At 44.9% G+C, this 12,549-nt stretch carries 11 protein-coding genes; all 11 read left to right on the top strand.

The annotated features are described in order from the left end of the window. The first annotated feature begins 13 nt into the window (after positions 1 to 13). Positions 14 to 1,132 carry a hypothetical protein gene (locus GO755_RS08730; protein ID WP_157584373.1) on the top strand — a complete coding sequence of 373 codons (1,119 nt, stop codon included), beginning with the start codon at positions 14 to 16 and terminating at the stop codon, positions 1,130 to 1,132. Between the two features lie 56 nt (positions 1,133 to 1,188). Then, positions 1,189 to 2,028, top strand: coding sequence for an ABC transporter permease (locus tag GO755_RS08735; RefSeq protein ID WP_157584374.1), 840 nt, complete (start codon positions 1,189 to 1,191; stop codon positions 2,026 to 2,028). Between the two features lie 96 nt (positions 2,029 to 2,124). Then, positions 2,125 to 3,378, top strand: a complete 1,254-nt coding sequence (locus GO755_RS08740) for an ABC transporter ATP-binding protein (RefSeq protein ID WP_157584375.1) — start codon at positions 2,125 to 2,127, stop codon at positions 3,376 to 3,378. Positions 3,379 to 3,512: 134 nt separating this feature from the next. After that, on the top strand, positions 3,513 to 4,616 hold the full coding sequence (locus GO755_RS08745; RefSeq protein ID WP_157584376.1) for a DegT/DnrJ/EryC1/StrS family aminotransferase: 1,104 nt from the start codon (positions 3,513 to 3,515) through the stop codon (positions 4,614 to 4,616). A gap of 84 nt (positions 4,617 to 4,700) precedes the next feature. After that, positions 4,701 to 6,815: an ArnT family glycosyltransferase gene (locus GO755_RS08750; RefSeq protein ID WP_157584377.1), complete on the top strand. Its 2,115-nt coding sequence runs from the start codon at positions 4,701 to 4,703 to the stop codon at positions 6,813 to 6,815. Beyond that, a complete protein-coding gene (locus tag GO755_RS08755) occupies positions 6,812 to 7,513 on the top strand; it encodes a WbqC family protein (RefSeq protein ID WP_157584378.1) in 702 nt (233 codons plus the stop codon). The genes GO755_RS08750 and GO755_RS08755 overlap by 4 nt, the downstream gene beginning before the upstream one ends. A gap of 90 nt (positions 7,514 to 7,603) precedes the next feature. Further along, a complete protein-coding gene (locus tag GO755_RS08760; protein ID WP_157584379.1) occupies positions 7,604 to 8,257 on the top strand; it encodes an acetyltransferase in 654 nt (217 codons plus the stop codon). A 115-nt stretch (positions 8,258 to 8,372) separates the two neighbouring features. Beyond that, positions 8,373 to 9,593: a glycosyltransferase family 4 protein gene (locus GO755_RS08765; RefSeq protein ID WP_157584380.1), complete on the top strand. Its 1,221-nt coding sequence runs from the start codon at positions 8,373 to 8,375 to the stop codon at positions 9,591 to 9,593. 48 nt (positions 9,594 to 9,641) lie between these two features. Then, positions 9,642 to 10,694: a glycosyltransferase family protein gene (locus GO755_RS08770; RefSeq protein ID WP_157584381.1), complete on the top strand. Its 1,053-nt coding sequence runs from the start codon at positions 9,642 to 9,644 to the stop codon at positions 10,692 to 10,694. Beyond that, a complete protein-coding gene (locus tag GO755_RS08775; RefSeq protein ID WP_157584382.1) occupies positions 10,691 to 11,725 on the top strand; it encodes a glycosyltransferase family 9 protein in 1,035 nt (344 codons plus the stop codon). Before GO755_RS08770 ends, GO755_RS08775 begins: the two co-directional genes overlap by 4 nt. After that, complete coding sequence (locus GO755_RS08780; RefSeq protein WP_157584383.1) at positions 11,722 to 12,549, top strand: DUF5672 family protein; 828 nt, start codon at positions 11,722 to 11,724, stop codon at positions 12,547 to 12,549. The genes GO755_RS08775 and GO755_RS08780 overlap by 4 nt, the downstream gene beginning before the upstream one ends.

Genomic DNA, 12,549 nt, shown 5'->3' on the forward strand with positions numbered 1-12,549 from the left:
GTCTTTCCAATACATGGCTTCTAGTAACTTAACAGATACAAACACTCCCAGCCCTTTGGTAACGGCCCGATCATTACCACCCGATCAAATTTCACCAAAGGCGGTTGTCTTACGCGTTTTACAGGTAAAAAACGTATTTCGACGCAACTGGAAACTGTTAGTCATCCTAATCGCCCTCGGGTCGGCAATTGGTCTTATCTATGACCTGATGCACAAGAAAAGAATCACGTATACAGGATCGATCATGTTCAATCTTGGCGGTGGTTCATCAGGTAATGGGTTTGGCGAACTGGGACAATTAGCCGGTGCCTTTGGCCTAAGTTCCGGGGCTCCGGATGCGAATATTTTCGTTGGCGATAACTTCTTAATTTATGCCCAGTCACGACCAGTCGTTGAAAAAACCCTGATGCAACATGATACCATTCGGGGCAAAGACACACTGCTTGTCAATTATTATATTCGCCACAGTGGTATTCGCGATAAAGAATGGGAAGACAATGACACATTGCGTGCCTTTTATTTTAAAAAGTCAAAGAAACCTGAAGAATACAACAAACTGGAGCAGATCGCTATGGCCGACATTTACGGCCGCATTAAAGGAGAAATAGCCATTAAGCAGCCTGAGCGTAAATCGTCATTTATGGAGCTGAGTTGCTTTATGGAAGATGAGTTACTGACAGCGACCTTCCTTTCCCGCCACCTCAAAACAATTGAAGAAGATTATCAGCGGAAGCAAACCAAGAAAACCCGTGAGATGTATGATATGCTTAATTCACGGGCAGATTCGATTGCCAGAATTCTAAATGGTACCGAAAATCAGCTGGCCCAATTCATGGATCAGAATCAGCAGGTCGTAGTGGCACAGGCGCGTATTAAGGAAAATAAGTTGTCTCGAAACTCAACATTCCTGACCACTCTGTATTATCAGGCATTACAACAGGCCGATAATATGCGGTTATCGCTTATTCGGGAAACTCCCCTCTTTACGATTATCGAGCCAGTTAGTCTGCCGCTATTCCGGGAAGTACTCAGCACACAAGGGTTACAGATTGGTAGTGTCATCTCGTTTATTCTTGCTATTATTATAATCTTCATCCGAGAAACCTACCGCTCCATTATGAGGGAAGAGTAAACGTTGTTGATTAACTAACCAGCAGAACGATCCTGTTACCAATCTATTAACTGACTTTGAAAACCCACGAAGTAATTATTCAGCCTGGTCGCTCAGAGCGGCATTATTGGCGAGACCTGTGGCGCAATCGGGAACTGATGTATATCTTATCGATGCGCGACGTGTCTGTTCGTTATAAACAAACGGCACTTGGCACAGCCTGGGGGCTCATTCGCCCACTGACAACCATGCTGATTATGGTGTTCGTCTTCAGTAAAATTGCCAAACTACCTGCCGACCCAGGAGTTCCTTATCCGCTAATGGTGCTGGGCGGCATTACCGTCTGGACATTTTTTTCAACCGCTTTTACTCAAATTAGCAATAGCGTAACGCTAAATTCGAACTTAGTCACCAAAGTTTACTTCCCACGGCTAATTATGCCCATAAGCTCAATAGCCGTTAGTTTTGTTGACTTTCTGGTTTCGCTGGGCCTGTTTATTCTTCTAGCTATCTGGTATCGATTCATACCTGACTGGCATTTGCTTTTACTGCCTGCCTTCATTGTTTTAGCTTTATTGGCGTCGTTCGCATTTGGGCTTTTCTTTGCCGCTGTCAATGTCAAGTTTCGCGATATAGGCCAGCTTATTCCATTCATTGTACAGGTTGGTTTTTATGTTTGCCCAATTGCTTACAGTAGCCGACTTGTTTCCGAGAAAGCAAATGAATGGTGGGCGCCTTTTTACTGGCTCAATCCTATGGTTGGCATTATCGACGGCTTTCGTTGGTCATTACTCGGCGAAAAAGCGTACTTTAATCTCCATAGTTTACTCCTGTCTGTCAGTATAGTGGCCGTGTGTTTAACATTGTCATTGTACTTTTTTCGGAAGCGGGAGAATACCTTTGTAGATGATATTTAATTTAGTTGGTAAGTTAGTAAGTTGATAAGTGGCTGACGCATGCTATGGCTCCATCTACTTATCAACTTACTAACTTACTGACTTACCGACTGAACCATGTCTGTTATCACTGTCGAAAATATAAGTAAGCAATACATCATTGACCATCAAAAGGGCAAGGGTGCCAATACGTTACGCGATGTCCTGACGGAAAATTTCCGGTCGATGTTTGGCAAAAAGGCAAAGAATTCCGTCACCCACGAGGAGTTTTGGGCATTACGTGACGTAAATTTTTCGATTGAACAGGGTGATCGAGTCGGGCTCGTTGGGCATAATGGCGCCGGAAAATCGACGATGCTCAAAATTCTGAGCAAAATTATCCAACCGACCACTGGCACAGTGCGTATTCGGGGGCGGGTAGCCAGTTTGCTGGAAGTAGGAACGGGTTTTCACCCAGAACTAACGGGCCGGGAAAACATCTTTCTGAATGGTTCATTGCTGGGCATGAGCCGCAGCGAAATCAGGAAGCAGTTCGACGAAATTGTTGCCTTCGCCGGGGTTGAAAAATTTCTGGACACACCCGTCAAACGTTATTCATCTGGTATGTATGTTCGGCTGGGGTTTGCTATATCTGCCCACCTTGATCCTGAAATTATGATTGTGGATGAAGTGCTGGCCGTGGGTGATGCAGAGTTTCAGAAAAAAAGCCTCGGTAAAATGCGGGATAACTCCGCTAGCGGCCGAACTGTCATCTTTGTTAGTCATAACCTAACTGCCGTACAAGCGCTCTGCAACAAGACATTTTATTTTGAAAAAGGGCGTTTGATTGAGCAAGGTGAGACGAATCAGGTTATTGCTTCTTACCTGAGTAAGGTTTCTAAAACGCGCCTGCTCCGTCAATGGGATACACCTGAAGAAGCGCCAGGAAATGATCTGGTGCGTGTTCGCCGGATTGAATTGATTCCAGACTATCAGGATAACCTGACCCACATCGACGTCCGGACTTCGATGAAGTTTCAGTTTGAATTCTGGAATCAAATGGACCATGCCAACCTGAATTTAAGCTTACACCTTAATTCACTTACAGGCGAGTGCATTTTTAACATTGGTACTCAATCGCAACCCTATGGCAAAGGCCTGATTGCGGCCGAATGTACCATTCCGGGCTATTTCCTGAACGATGGTTCCTATACCATTTCGATAATGATCGTTAAGGATACGGTTACACCACTCTATGTTATGGAAGAAGGCATTACCTTTGATGTTGAGGATTATCGCGAAGGAATCGCCTGGTACGGAAAATGGCCAGGCTACGTTCGGCCGCAGTTCCCTTTTCAAATCAAAATGCTGGAACCCGTTGTCAGTGACTAGTAAACAGGTTCAGTTATCAGTCGATAGTCATACTTTGCCAGTAGTTAATCATCAGCTAACTGTATGACTATTTGGCACTTACTAACTGATAACTGTTGACTATCGACTGATGGCTATTCACTGATTCCTTACTAATGATTAACGTAACAAAATCATATCTACCAGACCTTGAAGACTATGTCACCCTTTTAAGGGGTGTCTGGGAACGTGTTCATCTAACTAACGACGGCCCGCTGCTGCGCGAATTAGAAGCTCAATTAAAAGAATACCTTGGGGTAAAACACTTGAAATTCTGCACCAATGGTACCATCGTTCTTCAAATGGCACTGAAGGCGCTTGATATAAAAAAAGAGGTGATCACAACCCCTTTTTCGTATGTAGCGACCACAAATGCGCTACTCTGGGAAGGTTGTACACCCATTTTTGCGGACATCCGTCCAGACGATTTCAATATCGACCCGGCCAAAATCGAATCGCTGATTACCGAAAATACGCAGGCTATTATGGCCACGCACGTATATGGCAATGCCTGCCAGATCGAGCAGATTCAGGCAATAGCGGAGAAATATAATCTGAAAGTTATTTACGACGCAGCGCATACATTTGGGGCTACTTACAAAGGAAATTCGATTCTCAGCTATGGTGACGTCAGCACCTGCAGCTTCCACGCCACGAAAGTATTTCATACAGTCGAAGGGGGATGTATTGTAACAAATGATGATGCACTGGCCGAGAAATTACATCATTATCGCTCGTTTGGGCATAAAAACGACACCTATTTCGGCTTAGGGATCAATGCTAAAAACTCGGAGTTCCATGCAGCTATGGGTTTGTGCGTGTTGCCGAAAGTTCCTGACCTCATTGCCGCTCGGAAACTACGGTTCGGTTACTATGATAATCGACTCGACTTTACCCGGATTACCCGTCCGAGTCTTACTCCCGGCGTAGCGTATAACTATGCGTATTACCCGGTTGTATTCGATTCGGAGGAAACGCTTCTACGCGTGATGGAGACGTTGGTAGCCCAGAATATTGTACCTCGCCGGTATTTTTACCCTTCGTTGAATACGCTTCCATTCGCCCTTAAGTCAGAAATAGCGCAACCATGCCCAATATCAGAAGATGTAGCGCTCCGAGTACTATGTTTGCCCATGTATCCTGATTTGGCTGAAGAAGATATCGACCGGATTGCCACTCTTGTCAATGAAGCTGTAGTGGCTATCAGTGAAGATGTCTAGCCTATTAGTCAAGTAATTAATTAGCGATTGAGTTTACCAGACGGTCGTTTGTGTTTGAGCTACCTGTACGGTACATTGTTCGTTATGACCCTATTTTATCTTCTTTCCCTCTTCCTGTTTATTTTTTATGTCGGTCAGCTCTCGACGCGCATCAGCCATCGATCACTAACCGAGTGGTGGCTGACAACGTTTCTTCTGGGAGCAGGAAGTGTTATTCTGACAGGCTTTATCTTATCAGCATTTTACCTAACGGCAAATACGCTGGTATGGGCAGGTTCAGTATTTATTACAGCTACAATAATCGGTGGCGTTTTAAGTCGTCTGGTCAAACAGGAGCGTTTTTCGGTAATACTACTTATCCAGGAACGATGGCAAACTGGTCGGGAATGGTTTAGTGGTTTATCAGGCTACTCTCGATTTTTGTTTTCGCTTCTCTTCGGAACACTGGCTATTATTGCCGTTACGAATTTCCTACTGGTACTATTTACCGTACCGAATGAATGGGATAGTATGACCGGTCACCTGAATCGGGTTATGCAATATGTGCAACGAGGCACCATGCGCCATTTTGGTGGCACCAACTGGAACATCGACACGTATCCGAAAAGCGTCTGTACACTTCAGATTTATTCGTTTCTGATAACGGGGCATTTCGAGAATGGCTTCAAGTTTATTCATCATCTGAGTTACTGGACGGCTATCGTGGCGGTGTTTGGGATCGTGCAACGAATTGGGCAGAATCGACTGTCAGCTAGTTTCTTTTGTGCTTTAGCCTATGCATTGCTACCTGATTTTTTGATGCAGTCGATCACGACCGAAACGGATATTGTCCTGACGGCTTACCTGAGTGTGCTGTTATATATGCTCTTCAGTTATCGAAACGGCGTTGGTCCGCGCTCCATTGGTACTCCGCCAAAACCAGATAGTCGTTACCTGTATTTAGCCGGTATGGCGTTCGGAATAGCATTTGGGCATAAGATTACGTTTGCATTACTATTGCCCTCGGTGTTTGTTATCATGATTTACACCGTTTTCTTGTCCCCGTCCTGGGTTATTACGTTTGAACGAACCTGGCGGCTGGCAGCTGCAATTATAGTAGGGGTTTGTATATGGACACTTCCGACAGGCTACCTCAAGAATATGGAAGTGTTTGGTCATCCCATTGGTCCACCAACGGCCCTCAAACACCAGTCGGTTGAGCGGGCAGGTTCGTTATCCAATCTACTGGAACAGGGTAGCCGAAACGTGATTCGCTATGGTTACGATCATGTTAATCTGGATGGCATTCGGAATCTTGCTCTCGGGGCCGAAGTAAATCATGCCATGCGCCAACCGCTTGTGGTAGTAGAAGATAAGCTGCATCTGCGGCTAGATGAAGAAACGGATTTCTCGATCCAGCCTTTCGCTTTCGATCGAAAGTTTGTCTTTTACAATGCCAATCCATACTGGGGTATCTTTGGTTTTGCTCTCGTATTTCCGTTGCTCCTTCTCGTACTGATTGGCTATGTTCGGTCAACACCTCATCTTTTCCTGGGCATAGCCTTGCTACTTCATTTTGCAACCCTCTCCTACTCGGCACCCTATGATCCATTCAAAGGCCGTTATTTCATCGAAACTGGCTTATTTGGCATCACATTTTTAGCACTTTTATTTCTGCATCCACGAACAACTGTCGATACGCCCAGCGAATCCAGACCAGCTCGAATTATCTGGAAAAGCTATGTTGGGTTGATAACTGTACTGGGTTGTCTATCAGCTATATTGACCATATTTCTCAATACCCGATCTTTACCATTTGCCTGGACGGCTCCCGATGGAAAAGCCTTCTCATCGGCATTTCAATCCGATCGAGTTCGGCAAATGACCCTTGGACGACCTGATACCTATGTTCCTTACAAGCGCTTCGACGAGCTTGTTCCCGAAAATGCTACCGTTGCCTTAGCCACGATTAACGACGATTATGAATATCCACTTTATGGCCCTCATTTATCCCGTCGACTCATTGCAATCAACCCGTTTGAGCAGGGACTGAAACCGATTCCGAAAGAGGCCGATTATCTCTTTTTCGATAAAAGTGTTATTAAGCCCCAACCGGGAGATTTACGCTTAGGCACTGATACCACCATGCGGGCTTCTGTCATAGTACCGGGAGAAGATTATTATTTACGAAAACTAAAAAAAGGAGCACGGAGCCTATGACGCTTGCTATCATGCAGCCTTATTTTCTGCCTTACATTGGCTACATGCAGCTGATGAACGCTGTTGATACATTTGTGCTGTACGACGATGTGGCTTTTATTAACCGAGGCTGGGTTAATCGTAATCGATTGCTTATCAATGGGCAGGAATATCTTTTTACTGTTCCCCTGAAAGATGCAAGTCAGAACAAGCGAATTAACGAGGTTCACCTGGCCGACGAACCAAAGTGGCGCAGCAAGTTGCTGAAAACAATTGAGCAGGGATACCGGAAAGCTCCCTATTATCAAACGGTTATGCCGCTAACCGAAAAAATCATCAATTTTACGACTGATTCAATCGCCGATCTGGTGCATTTTAGTCTCGTTGAACTGAACCAATATCTGGGTCTGACAACCCGGCTAGTGCAATCGTCTACGATTTATACCAATGGGGATTTGAAAGCACAGGAACGAATTCTGGACATTTGTCGGCAGGAAAACGCTCAGCGCTATATCAATCCAATCGGTGGTACTGAACTTTACGACAAACCCACATTTGCGCAGGCAGGCATCGAATTGAATTTTATTAAATCGACTAAGATTGAATACGCTCAGTTTAACCGGAATGAGTTCGTGCCCTGGTTATCAATTATAGATGTATTGATGTTTAATGACATCGCCACTGTCAGGACGATGTTGACAGAATATGAATTGGTGTAAACGCTGAATGATGAAATATGAATAATAATTGATGAATGGATCTGTAAATCATTTATTATTCATCTTTCATCATTCATCATTCAAAGAAACATGGCAAAAGTTATCATTTTCGGGGTAATGGATACGGCTGAACTGGCCCATTTCTACCTTAAGCACGATTCGGAACATGAGGTTGTGGCCTTCACCGTCAGCCGCGAATACCTGAATGGCAATGAGTTTCAGGGATTGCCACTCGTTGCGTTTGAGGACGTCGAAACGCTGTTTTCACCAAAGGAGTACAAGTTTTTCGCACCAATGACGGGTCGTAACATGAACCGGAATCGCGAACGAATTTACCTCGAAGCTAAAGCCAAAGGGTATGAATTCATTTCATACATCAGCTCAAAAGCAACTCTATTTGGCAACCAGATTGGCGAAAACTGTTTCATTTTGGAAGACAACACTATTCAGCCTTTTACCACTATTGGCAATAACGTTGTTCTTTGGAGTGGCAATCACATTGGTCATCATGGGCAGATTAAAGACCACGTTTTCTTTACATCGCACGTGGTTATGTCAGGCCATTGTGTAATTGAACCCTACTGTTTTTTTGGTGTCAACAGCACCATCCGCGATTATCTCCACGTTGCCACCGGCACCCTTTTAGCCATGGCAGCAGCCATTTATAAAGACACTGAAGAGTGGGGTATGTATCTGGGTAATCCGGCAAAAAAACTCCCTAAACCAAGCTACGAAGCCTATTAAATTTGTCATTTTCAGTCATTCATCGTCATTAATTGTCATTGCGAGGCCGTTCTGGCGGTTGTTCTTTGTCACCACAAACGGTTGAATGACTAAGCATGACAAAGAATGACTACGAATGACCATTTTGTTAATTGGCCACGATGCCAATCGCGCCGGGGCGCCACTTGTCTTGCTCAGTATCATGCGTTTGCTCAAAGCCAAAGGCATGCAAATGCATTTATTGCTTGGCGAAGGAGGCCCACTCTTGGCGGATTATGAAGCTATTTGTCCCGTTACAATCTGGCCTGCACCCGAACGCTACGTCGTGGGAGCACTAGCAGATAAAGTACTGGGAAAACTAGGGCTTTGGCAGCAGTTTCATGATCGACAGACTCAGGCTCGACAACGCGAAATGCGGAAACAATTGAACCTGGGCTCTGTTGATTTAGTGCTGGTTAACACGATTGCAGCCAGTCGTTGGTTTAGGCAATTAGCTCTCCCTGATAAAATTCCGGTTGTCACCTTTGTGCATGAGCTGGCAATGTCGGTCAGGATTTACTCCCAACCTGATGACCTGGCCTATCTTCTAAACCGAACAACTCATTTGTTAGCTGTTTCGAAAGCTACGGCACGTTATTATGAGCTTGAACATGGGTTCGATCCAGACCGCATAAGCCTGTATACACTTATAGATACACCCACGCTTGTCCGTAATGTGCAACAGGCACGTGATCAACCAAGTATCTATTCAACGCTGGACTTACCTGATAATGCGCTGGTTGTTGGGGGCTGCGGAAATGCCGAATGGCGAAAAGGCAATGATTTATTCATTACACTGGCCCGTCAGGTGATTGGTCGGGCGGAGGCAGAAATCAGGCGTACTGATCAGACAGAACATGCATTGACTTCACCCATTCATTTTGTCTGGGTGGGCATGCCGCCAGGTTCGTTACGTGACGATTTGCTTTTGGACATTCGAAAAGCTGGTTTAGCCAATCAGGTTCATTTGATTCCGCCCACGCCCGATGTCCTGCGCTATATGAGCCGGTTCGACGTGTTTGTTCTCTGCTCGCGCGAAGATCCTTATCCTTTAGTCGTATTTGAAGCGGGATTGTGCGGCATACCTGTTGTTTGTTTCGAGGGAGCTGGCGGCTCACCTGAACTAGTTGAAACAGATGGTGGTTTTGTCGTTCCCTATCTCGATTTGGATGCTATGAGTAGCCGAATTCTTGCCTTACTTCAACAACCTGATCTTCGGCATAAACTAGGAAGTCGGCTTAGTGAAAAAATCCTGAAACGCCATCCGGCTCAGCAAAGCGTCGAAACTCTCGTAACTTTGTTCAATCAACTTACCTGATTTACGAATATGCTAACTGTACGTACTGCGTAATTCGTAATTTGATCTATGACGCTTGCATTTACAATCTGTTCCATAAATTATCTGGCTCAGGCTCGAACCTTAGGGGACTCGCTTCGACAGACCAATCCTGATTATAGGTATGTGATTGGTTTGGTCGATAAACTGAGTGAAGCCAATTTACCGGCAGAATTGGTCCCAACTTATTCAATGCTCGAAGTGGATAAGATTGGAATTCCTGACTTTGCGGCCATGTGTGACCGCTACGATATTACCGAACTCAATACGGCAGTCAAGCCGTTTTTTATCGACTATTTCTACAATTCATATCCAAACGCTACTGAGGTTATCTATTTTGACCCCGACATTATTGTCTTTCAGCCATTAAACCAACTCAACGAAGCACTAAAATCCTATAGCCTGGTTCTGACTCCTCATACCTGTTCACCCACACCCGATTGGGAGCGCCCTAATGAGCAACACCATCTGAACACGGGGATTTTCAATCTAGGCTTTATTGGTTTACGCAACGATGCCACTGCCCGTAGTTTTGTTGATTGGTGGAAAAATCGACTGGTTTACGAATGTCGAATTGATTTATGCGAAGGACTTTTTGTTGATCAGCATTGGGTAAATTTCGCACCAGTTTATTACGACAACGTTCTGATTGATATGCACTTAGGCTACAATGTAGCTTATTGGAATCTGCATGAACGCTATTTCACCCAGAATGAAAACGGTCAATGGCTGGTAAGTAAATCACATGAAGGCACTCATAAACCGGTAGATAATACATTGCCGGAACCGCTACAGTTTTTTCATTACAGCGGCTATAATCCCGAGCGGCCAGATGAAATTTCTAAATATCAAACGAGGTATACCTTTATCGATTCGGCCCAGCAGAAAAAACAACGGCCTGATGCAAAACCCTTGTTCGATCTGTACCGCGAGCGGCTGTTGGCTAATCATAATGACCAATATCGGCAATATCCATGCGTTTATATTAAGCCACCCGTAATTCTTCGCTATCTTCGAGTTCGTAAATTGCTTAAAACACCGTTCAACCGAGTTATTGCGCTGTTAGAATCTCGTTCAGTATGACTGATTGGTCGCGCTTACGGGCGCTCTGGATATATCGCTTTCATAAATACACCCACATTGTAGGGAAGTTTTGGTCATCTGCCGTTAAATATGTGCAGTTACGTCGGCTCAAACAGAAAATTGGAAGTCGGCAGTTGGTAGTCATTATTCTTTCGGAGCAAATGGGCGACATTATTGCCTGTGAGCCAGTTGTTCGCGAAGTTCGCCGGCTTCACCCCAATGATTATATTATCTGGATGGTCCGCAAGCCTTACATTGAGTTGGTAGAATTTCATCCTGATCTGGATGGCTATCTGATTGAGAAGTGCCCCGGCGAACGGGTACGACTACTTCGATCTGGCATTTTCGATAAGGTATACAACATGCATATCTCGCACCGGAAGTGTAAATATTGCCTCGAAGATCCTGTCAACCCCACTGCCGATAGCATCAACCTGACATTTGATAATTATTATGATCGGGGCGACTTGCTGTATATGTTTTCCCAGGCTGCTGGATTGCCTGCCCTTACAGCAGACCCAAAGATGCATATTCCAGAAATTGTTCGGCAAAAAATAGTGACCATGGCTATTCCTGCTAGTCCGATTGTCATCCACTGCCAATCGAGCCACGTCATGCGCGACTGGCCTGCCGCTAATTGGACTAAACTTGTGAACTGGTTATTAGCTACTTACCCCTATCCAATTATTGAAGTCGGATTAACCCCGACTGTAACCGAAGAGCATCCAAAGTTCCGTAGTTTATGTGGCCAGCTGAGTTTACTGGAAACGGCTGAAGTTATCCGACAGGCCCGTCTGTTTATTGGTATCGACAGTGGGCCTGCTCATATGGCGAATGCGATGGATACAGAGGGGATTATTTTACTGGGCAAATTGTTCGACTTTGTCGATTACCTGCCTTATTCTGGTCGTTTCAAACGAGGTGAAGACATAACTATTCTGAACGATTATGGTCACCCATGTGCCGAGCTGCCCTATACCTGGGTTCAGAAGGCCGTTCAGGAGCGATTAGGTCAACCCAAACTTGTATGAAGTTATCTAATTCTGTTAGTGTAAACATAGTTTTACCAGTATATAAAGCGCAGCTTACAGAGTATGAGCGCATTTCGCTTACTCAATGTTTACGCGTATTAGGGAATTACCCAATCTGGTTAGCGACCCCGCATTCACTCGACATCTCTGCTTACCGTGAGCTGGAGCCAACGTTACAGGCTCGAACATTCGACGACAGCTACTTTACTGATATACAAGGCTACAATCGACTTACGCTGTCGGCCGAATTTTACCAGACTTTTGCCGACAAGGAATACATGTTGATTTACCAATTAGATGCCTTTGTTTTTCAGGACGATCTGGCGTACTGGTGTCAGCAAAACTACGACTACATCGGTGCGCCCTGGTTGCGCGATCGCGATTTTACCGGAACAGGAGATCGTCTCTGGTTTAGTATTAAACAAAAGGTAGCTACCTGGCTTAATCTAAAAAAGGAGGATGGTATTACTCCCCGCGAGATTATCAATCTGAATGGAGTTGGGTGTGGTGGTTTTTCACTCCGGCGTATACAAGCCATGCTGCGTTGCCTGGAACCGTTTAAGAAAAAAATTGCTGAATACGAAGCCATTACACTGTATCATTACCACGAAGATGTTTTTTGGGGGATTGAAGTAAATCGGTACTGGCCAAGACTACGTATCCCCAAGTATCGAAAAGCCTTACATTTTGCGATTGAATTTTACCCCAAATGGGCTGTCGAGCATTATAATAAAGGTCAGTTACCATTCGGTTGTCATGCCTGGAATATCCATGGAACAGAATACTGGCGTCCTATTTTCGCCCAATACGGTTACCAAATATGA

Origin of the sequence: Spirosoma arboris (assembly GCF_009754945.1) — a bacterium.
Taxonomy (GTDB): domain Bacteria; phylum Bacteroidota; class Bacteroidia; order Cytophagales; family Spirosomataceae; genus Spirosoma; species Spirosoma arboris.